Below are 16,761 nucleotides of genomic sequence, written 5' to 3'. Positions count from 1 at the left end.
TGGCGCGTTAACATGGATTTTCTCAAGCTCGTAGCGCTCGACGATGTCGATCTCGGCATACTTTCGGCGCACCTGCAGGACGCGGTCGTCAAGGTTGGCGATCTTGCATTCGAGCCGTCGAACCGGCGCTTTGCAGCGGCCTTCAACCGCTTTGTCTGGGAAAACGAGACCAAGCGCAGCTTCCTGAGACAGTCCCCGCATGAGCGCCGCCGCAGCGTTCTTCACTTCGACCGGGTCCAGTCCGTGCGCACGGCAGGGATCGACCGCAACCGGCCGAACGACGTTCTCTCGCTTCTGGCGATCAACTTCGTCCCCACGCAGGAACCGTCGGGGGTGGTCGAACTGATCTTCTCCGGCGATGCCGCGCTGCGCCTCGATGTCGAGTGTATCGAGGCGCGGCTCACCGATCTCGGCGCGGCGTGGGAAACGCCAAGCCGACCAAGCCACGACGTCTGACATGGCTTGTCCGGACTCCGATACGGCACGTCTGATCGATGTCGAACTCGATGAGTCCGTTGGCCGCGGGACGCCCGATGTCGAGCATGAACGGGCGGTCGCGATCTTCGACCTGGTCGAGGAAAACTGCTTCCGGCCCGTCGACGACAAGAAGGACGGCCCCTACAAGCTGAAACTCTCGCTTGTCGATTCCCGCCTGGTCTTCGCGATCTCCCGTGAAAATGACGAGGCCGTGGTGACGCATATTCTGTCGCTCACCCCCTTCCGGCGCATCGTGAAAGACTATTTCATGATCTGCGAAAGCTATTACGATGCCATTCGCAGCGCCACGCCCAGCCAGATTGAGGCAATAGACATGGGCCGGCGCGGTCTGCACAATGAGGGATCGCAAACCCTGATGGATCGCCTGAAAGACAAGATCGAGGTCGATTTCGACACCGCCCGGCGGCTCTTCACCCTGGTTTGCGTGCTGCATTGGCGGGGCTGAGGCGCATCATGTGCACCTGCCACGGCAGGGTGCAGTCATGAGCCCCGGCGTCGCGGAGAAACAGCGTGCGCCGCAATCGGTGTTGTTTCTGTGCGGCATGAACGCCATTCGCTCCCCCATGGCCGAGGCGCTGGCGCGGCAAAGCCTGCCAGCCGGCGTGTTTCTGGCGTCTGCCGGCCTTCGCGCCGGCGAGCGCGACCCCTTTGTCGATGCTGTGCTGGACGAGAAGGGCCTTTCGCTGGGCGCGCGCCAGCCGCAGTCCATCGAAGAGCTGGCGGACACCAATTTCGATCTGATCATCACCCTGTCGCCCGAGGCGCATCACCGCGCTCTCGACATGACGCGAACCATCGCGGCTGACGTGGAATACTGGCCGACGATGGACCCCACCGTGGTCAGCGGCACACGCGACCAGATCGTCGCCGCCTACCGCGATGTGCGCGACCGTCTGGCCGCATCCATCGCCCAGCGCTTCGAAACGTGAAACAATTCCGACACAAATTCACGTTTGCCGGGGTTTGGCTTGTTCACAAAGGGTGATGAATGGGCTAGGTTCCGCGCCAAATTCCGGTCGTCGGCCGGAAATATCCTAAAAGAGCCGAAGGTAACGGATGCCAAAGGAAGAAGTCCTGGAGTTTCCAGGCGTGGTCACAGAACTGCTGCCCAACGCAATGTTTCGCGTGAAGCTGGAAAATGAACACGAGATCATCGCCCACACCGCTGGACGCATGCGCAAGAACCGCATCCGCGTTCTGACAGGTGACAAGGTGCTCGTCGAGATGACGCCCTACGACCTGACCAAGGGCCGCATCACCTACCGCTTCAAGTAAGCCGTCTGACGCGGTCGGTGACATTGCAATGAGCGCACTGCAGAAACTCGTGCTGGCCTCTGGCTCGCCCCGCCGCGTCGAACTCCTGCAGCAGGCAGGCATCGAGCCGGACCGCCTTGCGCCTGCCGATATCGACGAAACGCCTCTGAAGAGCGAACATCCCCGCTCGCTTGCCCGCCGTCTGGCGCTTGGCAAGGCGGAGAAGGCGCATGAGCGCCTGACGCAGGATGGCGAGGCGGAAGGTCATTACCTGCTGGCCGCAGACACGGTCGTGTCGGTTGGCCGCCGGATCCTGCCCAAGGCCGAAATGGTGGACGAGGCATCCAACTGCCTGCAGCTGCTCTCGGGCCGCGCCCACCGGGTCTACACCGGGCTTTGCCTCATCACGCCTTCGGGAAAGGTGCGCCAGCGCATCGTCGAGACGCGCGTGCGCTTCAAGCGCCTGTCGCATGAGGAGCTGGAAAGCTATCTCGCTTCGGGCGAGTGGCGCGGTAAGGCCGGCGGCTACGCCATTCAGGGGCTCGCAGGCACGTTTGTCGTCAAACTGGTCGGCTCCTACACCAATGTGGTCGGCCTGCCCCTCTATGAAACGGTCAACCTTCTGGTCGCCGAGGGCTACAAGGTACACTTCAACTGGCTGTCCGGACTGGGAGCGCGCTGAGATGGATCAGGACCAGAAAGAAAAGGTCACGCCGCTGCGCCCCAAGCGTCCCTGCCCGGAATGCGGCAAGGAATCGCTGCGCGCGCACTATCCCTTCTGCTCCAAGCGTTGCAAGAACGTCGACCTCAATCGCTGGCTGTCGGGCAGCTATGTCCTTCCGGGTCGCCCGCTCGATCAGGACGACGACGACACCGCCTGAAGTCTCCACGCATAAAAAAAAGCCCGGTCCAGAGGACCGGGCAAGTGGCAGGCTGCCGGGGGGAACCGGCATGCGGGAGTCAGGCCTGCTTGGGATCAGAAAAACGCTCGAAACTCACGATTTGTGTCCGGCTGCGCCATGAATGGCCGCCATACGCGCCCGCTCGTGAGCGACGGTCTGTAGCCGTTGCGTCACCTGGGCGCGCGGCACACTGAGCGCGGCGGTATCAACGTCACAACGCGTCAGCCCGATATCGGCGAGCTGCCAGTCGGACATTTCCGAGAGCTGACGCGCGGCGCGGCGCGCGCTCAAGAGGCCCGTGAGTTTGGCGCATAGCGATACCGTGAGCGCACGCACCACGCCAGCCGGCTGCGGGACAGCGGTTACGGCGAGAGCATCGGTGTGAGCGCGTGGCATCGAACAAATCCTTCATATCGGCGGTGACACTGGGAAACGGCTTGCCCTGACAGGGTTTGGCCAGGGGGTTGGCCAGGGGGTTGAGAAGGGACGGGCAGGCCATTTCCGAAGACAGCGCGATAGTGTCAAAGGCTTATTGATTAGTCGAACGAATGTTTCTAATCTTTATCATCAGCTTCAATGATGGATTGATCCATGGCCGCCCCACTCGACCTCGACCAGCTCGCAACCTTCATCGCGATTGCCGATACGGGAAGTTTTACGCGGGCCGCCGAAGAGGTGCACCGCACCCAGTCTGCCGTGTCCATGCAGATGCGCCGGCTGGAAGAGCGGATCGGCAAGACGCTGTTTCAGAAGGACGGCAGAACCAATCGTCTGACGGAGGATGGCGAGCGCCTTCTGGCCTATGCGCGCCGCATGCTGCGGCTGAACCGCGAGACGCTGGCCGCTTTTGACGATGCCAGCCTGGAAGGCCATATCCGCATCGGCACACCCGATGATTACGCCGACCGCTTCCTGCCGGAGATCATGGCGCGTTTTTCGCGTTCCAACCCGCGTGTCGAGCTCTCGGTCGCCTGCGAACCGACATCCAATCTGGTCGAGCACATCCGCAAGGGAACGCTCGATCTGGCGCTTGTCACGCATGATGATTCCAGAGGCGGATCGGAGCCGGTGCGCCGCGAACCGATCCTGTGGGTCAGCTCGGCCAATCACACGGTCCATGAACGCGAGGTTCTGCCCATGGCGTTTGGGCGGCCGAACTGCCTGTGGCGGCGCACGGCCTGCGCAGCCCTCGAAGAGGAGGGCCGCGACTATCGCGTCCTTTTCACCAGCTTCTCGGCGACCGTCATCGCCACGGCGGTTCTGTCGGGGCTCGCCATCTCGGTTCTGCCCGAATGCGCCCTGCGCCCCGGCATGCGCGTTCTGGGAGAGGCCGATGGCTTCAAGGCGCTGCCCGACTGCCATATCGGCCTCATGCGCGGCCACACCGGGCAGGCCGAGATCATCGACGCGCTGGCGCGCCACATCTCCGAGAGCCTGGACAATCTCTCTGTCCCCGCCTTTCTGGAAGAAAACGGCAGCTATGATTTCAACGCTGCGTTCCTGAATTCGCGCAACAAACGCCTGCGCCCCGGCCATTTGCTGAATGGCTGGTGAGGCGGGCGACGGAGCACGGCAGATGGCGCGGGCTTGACCCCGTGGACCCGGAACGTCTCAATCGGAAATTATGGAAAAGATACGCCCAGCCGATTCGCAGAGCAATGTTGCGGAATTCTCCGTCAGTGAGATTTCGGGTGCGCTGAAGCGCACCGTGGAAGACAGGTTCGGGCATGTGCGCGTGCGCGGCGAGGTGTCCGGCTATCGCGGGCCCCATTCATCCGGCCACGCCTATTTCGCACTCAAGGACGACCGCTCCCGGCTTGAAGCCGTGATCTGGCGCGGCGTCTTCTCCAAGCTCAAATTCCTGCCGCAGGAAGGGCTTGAGATCATCGTCACCGGCAAGCTCACCACATATCCGGGCTCGTCGAAATACCAGATCGTCATCGAAAGCGTGGAGCCGGCCGGCGCCGGCGCGCTGATGGCGCTTCTGGAAGAACGCAAGAAGAAGCTCGCCGCAGAAGGGCTCTTCGAGGACAGCCGCAAGAAGCCCATCCCCTTCATGCCGCGTGTCATCGGCGTCGTCACGTCCCCCACGGGCGCGGTGATCCGCGACATCATCCACCGCATCTCCGACCGGTTTCCGGTTCATGTGCTCGTCTGGCCCGTTCGTGTGCAGGGCGAGACCACGGGCGATGAAGTGTCCAACGCCGTGGCCGGCTTCAACGCCCTGCCCGAAGGCGGACCACTGCCGCGCCCCGACCTCGTGATCGTTGCGCGCGGCGGCGGCAGTCTGGAAGACCTGTGGGGCTTCAACGACGAATCCGTGGTGCGTGCTGTCGCGGCCTCGGACATTCCGGTCATCTCCGCCGTCGGCCATGAAACCGACTGGACGCTGATCGATCTCGTGGCGGACCGCCGCGCGCCCACACCGACGGGCGCTGCCGAGATGGCCGTGCCGGTGAAGGCCGATCTGGAAGCCTCCGTTGCCCGGCTTTCCGCGCGGCTGAAAGGCGCGGTCTCGCGGGAAGGCGACCGCAAGCGGCAGACGCTGCAGGCGCTGTCACGCGCCCTGCCCTCGCCCGACCAGCTTCTGGCCCTGCCGCGCCGTCGCTTTGATGAGGCCGCTGGCCGGCTCGGCCGCGCGCTCACCGCCGCGACGCAGCGCAAGCGACTGACCTTCAATGGCGTGCGGCTGTCACCAGCCACGCTGGAGCGCCGTCTGAGCGAGGTGCGACGACGCACCGCAGCCTCCGGCGAACGCCTGCCAGGCGTCTTCCTCGCCCTTGTGCGCGCCCAGCGCACGCGCTTCGACCGCGATGCCGCGCGCGTCTCCCCGACGGCGCTCCGGCAGCGCATCGTGCATTGGCGCGACCGCCTTGCACAGGCCGAACGCCGGGCCGACACACAGGTCGCCATGCAGCTCAAACAGGGTCACGCAAGCGCCGATCAGGCCATGCGTCTGGCGAAGTCCCTGTCGCACGAAGGCGTTCTGGAGCGCGGGTTTGCGCTGGTTCGCGGGCCTGACGACCTTCCCATCAAGCGGGCGCGCAACATCCAGCCCGGCCTTGAGCTCCAGATACAGTTTGCCGACGGGACCACCCGCGCGGTTGCCGCCAGCGACGGCCGCAAGGTCGCAGCCAGCCCGAAGAAACCCAAACCCTCGGACAAAGGTCCGAAGGATCAGGGGAGCCTCTTCTAGTTCGCCCTGCGTTCATTCGGACGCACGGGGAATGCTCTGGTGCGCGGTTGAAAAATCGGTGACGGGTGCTTCTGGCACACCACCTCTTTTACCGCATTGAAACCTTGTCTACCTAGCGTCCCGAGAGAGCAAGGATAATGCAATGAGTACAGCGCTTCTGATTTCCGGCGTCTTGCAGAATTTGGGTATCGCCGCAATTGCCGCGCTGTTTTACGACATCGTTCTGCGTCGCAGCCCCAATGACGCAACGCGCCACGCATTGATCGCCGTGGTGTTTGCCGCCGGTGCGGTGGGCTCCATGTCGCTGCCCGTGCAGGTGGCGCCCGGCCTCATCTTCGATCTGCGCAACTCCTTTGTAATTCTCGCGATGAGCTTCGGCGGCTGGCTCACGCTCGGTCTCACCACCGTTGCAGCCATCGCTTTCCGCCTGTGGATCGGCGGGGCGGGTGCGATCGCCGGCGCGATCGGCATTCTGGTTTGCGCAGGTGCAGGCCTTGCCTTCGCCATGCTTTTCAAGCGCGAGCGCATCAGCCTTCCGACATTCGGCCTTCTCGGCGCGGTCTCCGGCCTGTCGCTGCTCTCCATGTTCGTTCTGCCATACGAGACGGCAATCGCGCTTCTCTCCAATGTCGGCCCGGTCATGCTGCTCATGAACGTGCTCGGCACCATGCTCGTCGGCGGCATTGTCGAGCGCCAGCGCCAGCAATATGAGCGCGAGAACACGCTGACGCGCGAAGCATCCACCGACGCACTGACCCGCCTTGCCAACCGGCGCGTGTTCGACATGCGCGGCCCCAACATCATGGATTCCGCCATGCGACGGGGCGAGGCCTGCACATTGATGCTGATCGACATCGATCACTTCAAGCAGATCAACGATGTCCACGGCCATGATGTGGGCGACAAGGTGCTCAAGCATCTGGCTGCACTGGTGCGCGCCAATGTGCGCCAGAGCGACCTTGTGGCGCGTTTCGGCGGCGAAGAGATTGCGCTCGTCCTGCCGATGCATGACGCCAATCGCGGTTTCAACCTCGGTGAGCGCCTGCGCAAGGCCGTCGAAGCCACGCCCTATCTGCACGAGGACGGCGCGGAAATCCGGATCAGCGTGAGCATTGGCGTCTACGCCAACAATGGCGAAGATGCTGCCGAGCCCTTTTCAGCCGCATTCAAGCGCGCCGACATGGCGCTCTACCGGGCAAAATCTGCCGGCCGCAACCGCGTCGAAATCGCCATCGCGGCATAGGACCGGAGCCGCTTCACTTCTGACGCGGATTGCGCCAGCGTTGCAGGAGTTCGGCCTCAATGCCCTTGAAGCCGAAATAGAAGAGCACGATCAAAAACCCTTTCGCGAGAATGGAAAGGAACTGCAGGAGACCGCCATCGGCGATCCCCATCAGGCCGTGCCTGAGCAGAAAATCCAGATTGGCCATAGCCACATTGATGAGCTGAAACGAGAGAAATGCCGTCAGGAAGGCGCACAGCGCCATGACCATGAACAGAAACAGCCAGTGATAGCGTGACAGTCGAAACAGATCTCTCATTCGACTTTCCCGAGCGCCCGTAAACTGCCCGAAGCACCGCGACGCGCGGGCCCGAAACCATGCTCCAAGGATAGGCCGCCGGGCCCGATGCGCAAGCCTGCCCGGTTAACGGCGCTCATGCAAAAGGGCGGCGAACAGAAGCTCACCGCCCTTTGCCATTTCATTGGTGTGTCCGCTCAGGCCGTTTTCACGTCCGAGGGATAGCCGGCCGCGTCGAGCGCCTGAATGACGGCGGCATCGGCGCTCTGGCTGTCGATCTGAACCGTCTTCGTTTCCAGGTCGACATTGACCGCTGCATTCGAATCCACGCTCTTGACCGCTTCGGTCACCGCTTTTGCGCAATGCCCGCACGTCATGTCAGGCACATTCAACGTCACCATTTGCTGCTCCTTCAGGTGAAGATCGTCTCGATTCGATGAAGCTAATCCTTCCAGCAACCGGAAGGTCAATCGCCTTTCGCCCTCACGCTTGACCTTCCAGCAGATGGAACCTCTACCCTGCAAAGGCCGATACAGGAGAAGACATCATGATGAACGACTTCATGGGCACGGGAATGATGGGGTTCGGCGGTCTCTGGATGCTGCTGATTGGTGTTCTGGTCATTCTGGCGATCGCCGCGCTGGTCAAGTATCTGATGAAATAGCCAGCGCGGCGTCACCTGAAGCACCGCGCTCAGCTCACGGTAAACTGCCCCATCATGCCGGCGTCCTCGTGTTCGAGAATGTGGCAGTGATACATGAAGGGCGTGTCCCTGCTCGCCGGGTGATCGAACCGCACCAGCAGCTCCGTTTCGCCATCGACAAGAACCGTGTCTTTCCAGCCCTGGTCTTCCGGCCCCGGTTCGCGTCCGTTGACGCTGATCACCTGAAACGACACGCCATGGATGTGAAACGGGTGCGTGAGCATGTTCGTGGTCACGATCCAGCGTTCCGTCGCACCGCGTTCCACTTCTTCGTTGATCACGCCCATCTCGAAGGGGCGGCCATTGATGGAGAAGCCCCCCATCATGCCTCCGCCCATGCCCCCCATGCCCCCCATGCCCCTGCCGCCCCCCATACCCATATCGAGCGAGAAGCGGCGCGTCGCGGCAACTTTTGCCGGATCATGATCCGGGCGGGCGCCGCCGAGATTGTCTGGCAGACGCTTGATCGAACCTTCAAGACGCTCATCGACAGTGAACGGAAGAACCGGGAACTGCCGCAGCCCCGTGACCCTGTCCACCATGCCAAGCGCGCGTCCCATCATGCCGCCCATGCCTGAATTGGGATCGCCATCGCTCGCAAGCGTCATCGCCCGACCGTCGGAGAAATCGACAAGGATCTCGGCCCGTTCGCCCGGCGACAGGCGCAGTGTCTCCAAAGCCACGGGTACCGGCAGATAGCCGCCATCCGTCGCAACCAGATGCATGGGCCGCCCGTCATCACAGAAGAGCGAATAGATCCGCGCATTCGACGCATTGATCAGCCGCAGGCGGACGATGGATTTCGGCACAACGGCCACCGGATCGAGCTGCCCGTTTATGAGCATCGTGTCGCCTGTCATGCCATGCATGATGTCCATCATGGAGCTTGCATAGGCGAGTTCGCCATCCTGCGTGAAGCGCCGGTCCTGCAAAAGGAGCGTCAGATCATCGACGCCATAGGTGGACGGCAGGCCGCGCTCGTCATCCAGACCATCGGTGACGTGGATTGCGCCGGCAAGCCCGGCATAGACATCACGCGCCGTGCGGCCATGGATATGGGTGTGGAAGAACGCGGTGCAGGGCGACTGGTCGATCTCCATGTCGGGAACCCACTCGCCACCGGGCTCCACGGGCAGATGCGGGCCGCCATCATGCTCTCCGGGTACAAGAAGGCCATGCCAATGCGCACTGACGGGAATGGGCAGCGTGTTGCCCACCCTGGCCTCCAGCGGCCCCTTCTTCATGCGCACGACGGGTCCGAGATAGGACTGGTTGAAGCCGATGGTCTGGGCGCTCAGCCCGCCGCCGAAATCCGTCTGCCCGGTCTGCGCCACCACCTCGAAACGACCGGTCTCAGTCGTGTCGATCAGCGTCGGCATGCGCAAAGGCGCGCGGTCTGCGGCAAGGGCTGCGGCGGGTGGCAATGAGGGTCGCAGCACGATGCCGGCAGCGCCTATCGCAGCCAGCGCGGTTGCACCTGTGAGAAAGTGACGTCGTTTCATCGTGTTCGCTCCTGCGCGGAACGCGCGTTCAGTTCGTCGTGGCCCTCGCGTATCTCATCGGGCCAGGTGCTCTTGATGTAGGACAGCACCGCAACGATCTCCTCATCCGACAGAATGCCATCATAGACCGGCATTGCCGAAACGTAATCGTCGAGATTGGCTGCCGCAGCCACACCGTATTTCGTTATCGCGAAAAGCAGCGTGTCATTGTGGTGCCAGGTGTGCCCGGTTTCATCATGCGGCGGCGCGGGCATGGAGCCATCCGGCCCGGGTGTGCGCCAGTCCGCGGTCTCGCCTTCAAGGTCTGCGCCATGGCACGAGGCGCAATTGGCCGCGTAGATTTCCCTGCCGCGTGCAACGAGCTGCCGGTCATCGGGCTTCAGGAGAGCAGCATCCTCCGCCGCCCCCTCCACCAGCACCAGCCAGAGCGCCGCCGATAGAGCGACCGCGAAAGCGACGCCCAGAACGACTAAGACCGAGCCTGCACGCATGCCTGCCTCGCCTGAACGGGAAAACCGGAGCCGCCGCCATCAGACGGTGCCTGCGAAGACAGGACCGTCACAGCGACGGTCATGCCTGCTGCCGGAGCGCAATGCGCCCCGGCGCGAATGCCCGGCAGGGTCATTTCTTGCCGGTTTCGAGGAAGACGCCCGGCTGGGTGTCGGCATATCCGTCGAATGTGTAGACTGTGTATTCGGCCTCAGGGTCGTATCCCATGCCCAGCGAGCCCATCGGCATGCCCGGAACGGCGATGCCCTTCACGTCCGGCTTCTCGGACATGAGCTTTTCCACCGCCTCGATCGGCACGTGACCTTCAAGCACATATTTGCGCTCGTCGCCGATCACCGCCGTGTGACAGGCCCCCATAGCGTCAGGCACACCGGCCTGCTTCTTCACATTGGTGAGGTCTTCCAGATCGCTCACCTTCATCGTGTAACCGGCCTCTTCCATGGCCTCGACCCACACTTCACAGCAGCCGCACCACGGCGTCTTGTAGACGGTGATGGTCTTGTCGCTGTCTGCCGGAGCGGCATGAGCCGCGCCAAGAAGCGTTGAAAGGGCAAGTGCGGCTGCAGGCATCTGCTTCAGGATGGCGTTCTTCATTGTGGTTCTCTTTCGAATGATCTCGGGGGAGAGCCGCGACAGGAACTGAAATCGTCCAGAGGGCCAGAATGCGCGCCACCGGGGCCGCTCTTGCGCGACCGGGTTCAGGTGGCGGGCTCATGCCCGAAGGCAGCGCCAAGGCGCACACCTTTCTGGAGACCGATATCCTCTCTCGACTGATTGAAATGCGCCGGATACCGGCGCTGAAAGCGATCAGGCGAGGATGGGCGGTCGAAAGAGACGTAAGGGGACGGGCTGATGAAGCGTCACGGTCGGCATGCTGGCAAGCGGCGAGACCGTGGCGTGGAACTGCTGCACCTGGAAGGGCGCGATGTAATGGCAATCCATTGCGCAATTCATCTCGAAGGGCATCGCGCCATCGCTGGCCGGCCCGCAGCAATCCATCATCGAAGAATCAGCGGCATGCGCGGCCGTTTCCGTGGCGGCGACCGAATCAGCCGCAAACGCCGTCTGCATTGCGGGAAGCGCGCCCGCAAAGGCAAAAACGATCAGAAGCAGGACGGCCAGAAACCTTCTCATGAAGCGTTATGTATCGCGCCATGGCCGGGAAATCCATAAAAACCGGGCGCCTGCGACACCGAAACCGGGTCTGGAGGCGTTCAATGTTGCGCCACTTCGATAGGCATATCCATTGGGCGAAACACGACTGCCGCGGCGGGTAGCGGGCCAACAAACGCCCAAGAGGCTATCCGAAAGCTCACCCCTCCCCGGCGCTGCAGCGACCCGGTAAAAGAAGTAAAGGCATCCGACGCCACTCATTTTTCGAACATCGCGATTGACAATCTTCCACTACTGATATCACTTAAGCTAAGTAATTGGATTTATTAAGATATCTCGAAAAACTATTCAAACTTGAATTAAGTTTCATTCGAGCGCAGCGAACTGCACGACTCCGGCCCAACAGCCCCATATACCCCGCACTAAAGGCAAGAGCGATGAACGCCAACAAAACCTCCCGATCAACGACCATTGCGAAGCCGAAGAAGCGGAAGTTTTTTCTGTTCGGTCCCGACATTACAGGTGGCGGCAAAGGCCATGGGCTTGAAATTGTCAATGAAGATGCCCTGATCGTTCCTGGCCTCGCTTTTTTTGCCGCGCCGATAGATCGGGTCGAAACCTACAGGAAGTGGTCAGGCTTCGGATATTTCAAGGAAGTACCGCACATTGTTGAGAAAAAGGGGCATCGGCAACCGCGCGACATGGAGGCATATGGCGATTTCTCGCTCATTTCGGAGCGAATGAAACGGATACTAGAGACCGTCGACGAGAAAGCCTTCGCCTTTGCGGAATGTGACCTCACATTAGCGGACGGATCCAAGGGACCGACATACTATCTCTGTGATGTTGTTCGTGAGCTTGATGCTCTGGACCTAGCTTCTTCCAAATTGAAAGTGGAAGTTAGTGATGATTTCATCCATGGAAAACACTACAGCATTGCTGGAGGCGCCAACCTTTTCTTCAATGAAGATGAAATAGGTTCTGCACATGTTTTTGTACAACCCCACCTCGGAGCAGACCCTATATGCGACAATATTTTGCGCGACGCATGCAAACATGAAGATCTAAAGGGAATTCGCTTCCGCGACGTCTCGAAACTATAATTAACATTAATTTTTAATATTGCTTTCTAGAGTTTTCATCGTGACAAAAATAAATTTGCACCAGGAACATCATATTATTGAGCGTCAGGCATTCGGAAAAAGCGGATTGCTTAAGGAGCTCTCAAAACGCAATTTGCTCAACCTCGATAGTCCGCGCAATCTGCTCAACCTGCCACAATCCAAGGAACTCGCGGCAAAGCTCGGCGTCTCACCGCATCAAGGTGGACCGTTGAAGGCATATTCTGAAGGGCTGGCCGGTCAACTTCAGAGGCTTCAGGGCACCAAAGACTACCGCGCCATGCTCTCCGGCGACAAAGCCGCCGGACAGCGGCTTGCCGGGCGCGTCAACGGGCTGATGGACACGCTGAAAGCGGGGCTGGTCAATGGTGATCTTTACACCAACACGCCGAAGGGTCTGTCGGATGTAGCGACGAACGCGAAGATCAGCTCCTTCTTCGGCGACCTCGACGGCTATACAAGGAAGCACGCGGCGCAGATCGGCAAGCTGGGAAAGTTGCCAGCGCCGGAGGCCAAGTGGGCGGCGGCTCTGAAGTCGAAGAAAGCACTCGAAACGACGGTAGACGCCTTGCAGAAAGCTGGCGTCAAGCTTGGCAAGGGACCGGCGGCCGCTACGCTTGAGGAGCTGGCCGGAGCCGTGGTGGTTTCGGGTAAGCAGAGCCTGCTCTCAGCAACATCGCTGACAACGCTCAAGAATTACTATGCCAGCCTTCCTGTTTACGTCAGAAACGGCGTCAGGGTCAGCGGGCCGGCTGCCACCGCTTTGGGCATATCTGTGAGTGTCGCCGAGGCGGCGCAGCAGGCAAAAGCTGGCGACACGGCAGGTGCAATCGGCACTCTGGCACGCCTTGCGGGAGCCCTCTATTTCGGCGCGAAAGGCATGGCGCTCGGCGCGGCCGGCGGAATGGCTGCTGGCGGACCAGTGGTCTCGGTCATAGGCGGCGTGATCGGCGGCGTGGCAGGCGCCGTAGGCGGCGATGCGGCCGTGGGAGTACTGATGGATGGCGCAAACAATCTCCTCGGGGCTGTGGCCGGCCATGCGTGGAGCAAATCGTCCAAACTCCTTCCCTCCATTCATGATTTCATGCTTTTCATTGAGGTCGGTCAAGCGATCACGGGTGGTGCGCGCGAGTTGAATGCGCTGGTAAAGGAAGTCACCCAGGTTGGAGGGCACACCAAGCCGAGCCGGAGAGCTGGAGCCACTGTCGGTAGTCTTGGAAGAAAGAGATCGAAATCACTTCACCACCGCAGTGGCGGGCATTCTTCCGACAATCAAGATGGTGGTTCTAAGAGACCTGTATACGACCCTTGTTGTGACAGCTTTCAAAAATCGCGCACCTATGTCGAGCGCGACGGCGTCACTCGTTTGCCATGCATTGTAGTTCGCGCGGGTGACGAATGGGGAAATTCCAGTCAGACAGGTCGCAGCAGAAGCAGTGGCAGCGGCAATAGCAAAGGCCGCGGCCGAAGCGGAGGAAGCCGGGGCGTAGTTTCAAAACAGGCACGAGACGCGGTTTCGAGAGGAAGGGGCGGGCTTTATCCAGTCGCTCTCGACCTTGATGGCGATGGAGTTCTTGATATCCGACCACTTGAACCAGCCTTGTCAGTTGGCCCTCTGTTCGATGCGAATTGCGATGGAACACCGGATTCGGTTGCCTGGGTCGGACCTTCGGACGGCCTGCTGACGATCGACCTTGGCGCCGATGGCGAACAAGGGCCTGACGGGACCATTGATCAAACCAGAGAACTCGCCTTTGCCTTGTGGAAGACACAGGATGAGATCGCAACGGAAAGCGGGACCAAGAGCGATAAGCCAGTGACCGACCTTGAAGGCTTGCGCTGGGCCTTCGACACCAATGGCGACAATGTTCTGGACCCTCACGATGATCGCTGGAACGAGTTCCGCATCTGGCAGGATCACAATCAAAACGGCGCTAGCGACCCCGGAGAGCTGCGCACGATGGAAGAGGCCCGTGTCGCCTTCATCGAACTGCTGCCATCCAGCAAAGGCTCAAGACTGTTCGCCGACGGTTCGGCCATAACCGGCACGAGCTCTTTCGGGAAAACGGATGGCACAGCCGGCCTCGCTGCCGATGTCGTGCTGAGCTATCGATCGCACTGAATTCCCGACTTCCCGACCACACGCCCACCTGAACACCGGAAACGGCGTTCGGGTGGATGTGGTGTGCGAATTTCATGACCTGCAGCAGCGTTGAAAACGTGCCGCAGCCTCTCTCATGCATCCCGTATTTTCAGACGACACCGAGCATGGACAATAACCAGCCCCACGATCCGGGCCTACAAGCACGCACTGTTGCAGCGGAAACCGGGCTGGCGGCACTCAGCCTGATCGCGGGTTTCTATCGAATATCGATTGAGCCTGAGAAACTCTCGCGTGAATTGGCCCTTTCCGGCGAGGCCAACAGCCAGGACATTCAGCGCGCAGCGCGCTTGATCGGCCTGAAAGCTCGCCACGTCGGGCGACTGAATGCGCAGCGCCTCTCCACACTTCCCGCCCCCGCAATAGCCTGTCTTGGCGACAGGGGCTTCGCTGTATTCGGCGGAGTTACAAGAGAAGGAACCTACCGACTCCTCGATCCGGCAAGCCTGGCCGTTCGGGACCTGCCAGCCAATGAATTCCTTGAAGCCGACAGTGGCGGCATGATTCTTCTGCAAAGGCGCATGGGCGGTCCGGGCACGGATCAGGAAAGTTTCGGCTTTCGCTGGTTCCTGCCATCGATCTGGCGCTATCGACGGCCGATCGTACATGTGCTTCTGGCCAGCCTGTTCGTGCAGATATTCGCCCTGGTCACCCCCCTGTTCTTCCAGGTGGTGGTCGACAAGGTCCTTGCGCATCGCAGCTATTCAACGCTGATTATCCTGGTTACCGGCCTGGTTGTTATCGGTCTCTTCGACGTCGTTCTCCAATATCTGCGCACCTATGCGCTATCGCATACGGCGAATCGGATTGATGTAGAGCTGGGCCGCCGACTGTTTCGTCATCTTCTCAACCTGCCGCTCAGCTATTTCGAGACCCGCGCTGCCGGTCAAACGGTCGCACGGGTGCGCGAACTGGAAACTATTCGCGACTTCCTCACCGGCCAGGCGCTCTTCAGCGGCCTCGACCTCGTTTTTACATTCATCTTCATCGCGGTGCTGTTCGCATATTCGACAACACTTACATGGATCGTGATTGCGTCCATCCCATTTTACATTGGTATCGGGGTTCTCATCCGACCATTTTTGCGGACCCGCATTGACGCAAAATTCGACCGCGGTGCCTATAGCCAGCAATTGCTCGTCGAATCCATCGTTGGCGCACAGACCATAAAGGCGGCGGCGATTGAGCCAACTATCACGGCGCAATGGGAGGAGCGTCTGGCCGCTTACGTAAAGGCGTCCTTTGCGGCGACCATGCTTGCAGCCAAGGGGCAGAACGCCATCCAGTATGTGAGCAAGGTGACAACGGCGGCGCTGCTCCTGTTCGGCGCTCAGGCCGTCATCAACGGCGAAATGACGGTCGGCGCACTCATAGCCTTCAACATGATCTCCGGGCAGGTTGCACAACCCATTCTACGCCTGTCGCAATTGTGGCAAGACTTCCAGCAGGTGCAGATTTCGGTCGCTCGGCTGGCAGATATTCTGAACGCCCCAGCGGAACCACGCCCCTCAAGCACCACCGCGCTACCCAGGCCGAATGGAGCCATAGAACTCAGAAGCGTTCGCTTCCGCTACTCACCCAACGGGCCGGATGTCTTGAAAGATATCTGTCTTGAGATCGGTTCAGGAGAGGTGGTCGGCATTGTCGGCCCATCTGGATCGGGCAAATCCACACTGACCAAGCTTATTCAGCGGTTCTACATTCCAACTTGCGGCCAAGTACTGGTTGATGGGCAGGATATCTCCCAGGTCGATCCTGCATGGCTCCGCGCCAACACGGGCGTCGTGCTTCAGGAGAACCTGCTGTTCAACCGCAGCATTCATGACAACATCACTCTGGCCACCCCTTCCATGCCACGCGCAGATGCGATGCGCCTCGCAACGCTGGCCGGGGCCGATGAGTTCATTGCAAAATTGCCAAGCGGTTACGATACAATGATCGAAGAGCGCGGCGCCAACCTTTCGGGCGGGCAGCGCCAGCGTCTGGCCATTGCTCGCGCCCTGGCAACCAATCCGCCAATACTGATACTCGATGAAGCGACAAGCGCACTCGACTATGAGAGCGAGCGCATCATTCTCGCCAATATGCGCGAGATCGTTCGCGGGCGCACCGTTATCATCATAGCCCACCGTCTGGCCACGGTGCGGGGCTGCAATCGCATCATCGCCATGGATAACGGCCGCATCGTTGAAACCGGCACGCACGAAGACCTGTCAGCGCGCAAAGACGGGCTCTACGCGCATCTGTGGCGGCTCCAATCAGGACCGAGCCAAGGGTGAGG

Annotated in this window: 19 protein-coding genes; 12 read left to right on the top strand and 7 right to left on the bottom strand. The window is 60.8% G+C overall.

Annotated features, from left to right (window positions below; genetic code table 11):
- Positions 1-12 precede the first annotated feature (12 nt).
- The 6 genes from JYP46_RS01250 (at position 13) to yacG (ending at position 2,633) form a co-directional block, all read left to right on the top strand.
- Positions 13-456 (top strand): DUF2948 family protein, encoded by a 444-nt coding sequence (locus JYP46_RS01250; RefSeq protein WP_206544652.1) that lies wholly within the window; start codon positions 13-15, stop codon positions 454-456.
- Between the two features lies 1 nt (position 457).
- Positions 458-943, top strand: coding sequence for a UPF0262 family protein (locus tag JYP46_RS01245; RefSeq protein ID WP_206547001.1), 486 nt, complete (start codon positions 458-460; stop codon positions 941-943).
- Between the two features lie 37 nt (positions 944-980).
- Entirely contained in the window at positions 981-1,427 is a 447-nt protein-coding gene (locus JYP46_RS01240; protein WP_113154252.1) for an arsenate-mycothiol transferase ArsC, read from the top strand.
- A 127-nt stretch (positions 1,428-1,554) separates the two neighbouring features.
- Positions 1,555-1,773, top strand: coding sequence for a translation initiation factor IF-1 (infA, locus tag JYP46_RS01235; protein WP_006200926.1), 219 nt, complete (start codon positions 1,555-1,557; stop codon positions 1,771-1,773).
- Between the two features lie 28 nt (positions 1,774-1,801).
- Positions 1,802-2,434, top strand: a complete 633-nt coding sequence (locus JYP46_RS01230; protein ID WP_113154251.1) for a Maf-like protein — start codon at positions 1,802-1,804, stop codon at positions 2,432-2,434.
- A gap of 1 nt (position 2,435) precedes the next feature.
- Positions 2,436-2,633: a DNA gyrase inhibitor YacG gene (gene yacG / locus JYP46_RS01225; protein WP_113154250.1), complete on the top strand. Its 198-nt coding sequence runs from the start codon at positions 2,436-2,438 to the stop codon at positions 2,631-2,633.
- 114 nt (positions 2,634-2,747) lie between these two features.
- Here the strand turns inward: yacG and JYP46_RS01220 are convergent, their stop codons facing one another.
- Positions 2,748-3,050: a DUF1127 domain-containing protein gene (locus JYP46_RS01220; RefSeq protein ID WP_206547000.1), complete on the bottom strand. Its 303-nt coding sequence runs from the start codon at positions 3,048-3,050 to the stop codon at positions 2,748-2,750.
- 195 nt (positions 3,051-3,245) lie between these two features.
- Here JYP46_RS01220 and JYP46_RS01215 point away from each other — a divergent pair, with 195 nt between their 5' ends.
- From JYP46_RS01215 to JYP46_RS01205, 3 genes are all read left to right on the top strand, one after another.
- Positions 3,246-4,208 carry a LysR substrate-binding domain-containing protein gene (locus tag JYP46_RS01215; RefSeq protein ID WP_113154248.1) on the top strand — a complete coding sequence of 321 codons (963 nt, stop codon included), beginning with the start codon at positions 3,246-3,248 and terminating at the stop codon, positions 4,206-4,208.
- Between the two features lie 70 nt (positions 4,209-4,278).
- Positions 4,279-5,850, top strand: coding sequence for an exodeoxyribonuclease VII large subunit (gene xseA, locus JYP46_RS01210; protein WP_206546999.1), 1,572 nt, complete (start codon positions 4,279-4,281; stop codon positions 5,848-5,850).
- 142 nt (positions 5,851-5,992) lie between these two features.
- Positions 5,993-7,093 carry a GGDEF domain-containing protein gene (locus JYP46_RS01205; protein ID WP_113154246.1) on the top strand — a complete coding sequence of 367 codons (1,101 nt, stop codon included), beginning with the start codon at positions 5,993-5,995 and terminating at the stop codon, positions 7,091-7,093.
- 13 nt (positions 7,094-7,106) lie between these two features.
- Here JYP46_RS01205 and JYP46_RS01200 read toward each other — a convergent pair whose 3' ends face one another.
- From JYP46_RS01200 to JYP46_RS01175, 6 genes are all read right to left on the bottom strand, one after another.
- On the bottom strand, positions 7,107-7,391 hold the full coding sequence (locus JYP46_RS01200) for a hypothetical protein (RefSeq protein ID WP_113154245.1): 285 nt from the start codon (positions 7,389-7,391) through the stop codon (positions 7,107-7,109).
- 176 nt (positions 7,392-7,567) lie between these two features.
- Positions 7,568-7,840 (bottom strand): heavy-metal-associated domain-containing protein, encoded by a 273-nt coding sequence (locus tag JYP46_RS01195; protein ID WP_222473803.1) that lies wholly within the window; start codon positions 7,838-7,840, stop codon positions 7,568-7,570.
- Positions 7,841-8,063: 223 nt separating this feature from the next.
- Positions 8,064-9,575, bottom strand: a complete 1,512-nt coding sequence (locus JYP46_RS01190) for a multicopper oxidase family protein (RefSeq protein ID WP_206546998.1) — start codon at positions 9,573-9,575, stop codon at positions 8,064-8,066.
- Positions 9,572-10,066 carry a c-type cytochrome gene (locus JYP46_RS01185; RefSeq protein ID WP_204360870.1) on the bottom strand — a complete coding sequence of 165 codons (495 nt, stop codon included), beginning with the start codon at positions 10,064-10,066 and terminating at the stop codon, positions 9,572-9,574. The genes JYP46_RS01190 and JYP46_RS01185 overlap by 4 nt, the downstream gene beginning before the upstream one ends.
- A gap of 130 nt (positions 10,067-10,196) precedes the next feature.
- Positions 10,197-10,679 carry a DUF411 domain-containing protein gene (locus tag JYP46_RS01180; protein WP_206546997.1) on the bottom strand — a complete coding sequence of 161 codons (483 nt, stop codon included), beginning with the start codon at positions 10,677-10,679 and terminating at the stop codon, positions 10,197-10,199.
- 213 nt (positions 10,680-10,892) lie between these two features.
- Positions 10,893-11,219 carry a hypothetical protein gene (locus tag JYP46_RS01175; protein WP_206546996.1) on the bottom strand — a complete coding sequence of 109 codons (327 nt, stop codon included), beginning with the start codon at positions 11,217-11,219 and terminating at the stop codon, positions 10,893-10,895.
- A gap of 416 nt (positions 11,220-11,635) precedes the next feature.
- Between JYP46_RS01175 and JYP46_RS01170 the strand changes: the two genes are divergently transcribed.
- The 3 genes from JYP46_RS01170 to JYP46_RS01160 all read left to right on the top strand — a co-directional run bounded on the left by JYP46_RS01170 (position 11,636) and on the right by JYP46_RS01160 (position 16,759).
- The gene (locus JYP46_RS01170; protein WP_206546995.1) at positions 11,636-12,301 is read left to right on the top strand and encodes an imm11 family protein; all 666 of its coding nucleotides are present in this window, start codon (positions 11,636-11,638) and stop codon (positions 12,299-12,301) included.
- 40 nt (positions 12,302-12,341) lie between these two features.
- Positions 12,342-14,441: an AHH domain-containing protein gene (locus JYP46_RS22205; RefSeq protein ID WP_206546994.1), complete on the top strand. Its 2,100-nt coding sequence runs from the start codon at positions 12,342-12,344 to the stop codon at positions 14,439-14,441.
- A 146-nt stretch (positions 14,442-14,587) separates the two neighbouring features.
- Entirely contained in the window at positions 14,588-16,759 is a 2,172-nt protein-coding gene (locus JYP46_RS01160; protein WP_206546993.1) for a type I secretion system permease/ATPase, read from the top strand.
- Positions 16,760-16,761 lie beyond the last annotated feature (2 nt).

It is taken from the genome of Nitratireductor aquimarinus (genome assembly GCF_017255295.1).
Taxonomy (GTDB): Bacteria; Pseudomonadota; Alphaproteobacteria; order Rhizobiales; family Rhizobiaceae; genus Nitratireductor; species Nitratireductor aquimarinus.
The sequence above is the reverse complement of the archived record's forward strand: the minus strand, read 5'-3'. Positions and strand labels throughout refer to the sequence as shown.

Excerpts from the sequence above, each read along its gene's own strand:
- infA (WP_006200926.1), top strand. The coding sequence starts at position 1,555 with ATGCCAAAGGAAGAAGTCCTGGAGTTTCCAGGCGTGGTCACAGAACTG.
- JYP46_RS01190 (WP_206546998.1), bottom strand. The coding sequence starts at position 9,575 with ATGAAACGACGTCACTTTCTCACAGGTGCAACCGCGCTGGCTGCGATA.
- xseA (WP_206546999.1), top strand. The coding sequence starts at position 4,279 with ATGGAAAAGATACGCCCAGCCGATTCGCAGAGCAATGTTGCGGAATTC.
- JYP46_RS01230 (WP_113154251.1), top strand. The coding sequence starts at position 1,802 with ATGAGCGCACTGCAGAAACTCGTGCTGGCCTCTGGCTCGCCCCGCCGC.
- JYP46_RS01200 (WP_113154245.1), bottom strand. The coding sequence starts at position 7,391 with ATGAGAGATCTGTTTCGACTGTCACGCTATCACTGGCTGTTTCTGTTC.
- JYP46_RS01185 (WP_204360870.1), bottom strand. The coding sequence starts at position 10,066 with ATGCGTGCAGGCTCGGTCTTAGTCGTTCTGGGCGTCGCTTTCGCGGTC.
- JYP46_RS01160 (WP_206546993.1), top strand. The coding sequence starts at position 14,588 with ATGGACAATAACCAGCCCCACGATCCGGGCCTACAAGCACGCACTGTT.
- JYP46_RS01175 (WP_206546996.1), bottom strand. The coding sequence starts at position 11,219 with ATGAGAAGGTTTCTGGCCGTCCTGCTTCTGATCGTTTTTGCCTTTGCG.
- JYP46_RS01245 (WP_206547001.1), top strand. The coding sequence starts at position 458 with ATGGCTTGTCCGGACTCCGATACGGCACGTCTGATCGATGTCGAACTC.
- JYP46_RS01170 (WP_206546995.1), top strand. The coding sequence starts at position 11,636 with ATGAACGCCAACAAAACCTCCCGATCAACGACCATTGCGAAGCCGAAG.
- JYP46_RS01250 (WP_206544652.1), top strand. The coding sequence starts at position 13 with ATGGATTTTCTCAAGCTCGTAGCGCTCGACGATGTCGATCTCGGCATA.
- yacG (WP_113154250.1), top strand. The coding sequence starts at position 2,436 with ATGGATCAGGACCAGAAAGAAAAGGTCACGCCGCTGCGCCCCAAGCGT.
- JYP46_RS01240 (WP_113154252.1), top strand. The coding sequence starts at position 981 with ATGAGCCCCGGCGTCGCGGAGAAACAGCGTGCGCCGCAATCGGTGTTG.
- JYP46_RS01215 (WP_113154248.1), top strand. The coding sequence starts at position 3,246 with ATGGCCGCCCCACTCGACCTCGACCAGCTCGCAACCTTCATCGCGATT.
- JYP46_RS01205 (WP_113154246.1), top strand. The coding sequence starts at position 5,993 with ATGAGTACAGCGCTTCTGATTTCCGGCGTCTTGCAGAATTTGGGTATC.
- JYP46_RS01220 (WP_206547000.1), bottom strand. The coding sequence starts at position 3,050 with ATGCCACGCGCTCACACCGATGCTCTCGCCGTAACCGCTGTCCCGCAG.
- JYP46_RS01180 (WP_206546997.1), bottom strand. The coding sequence starts at position 10,679 with ATGAAGAACGCCATCCTGAAGCAGATGCCTGCAGCCGCACTTGCCCTT.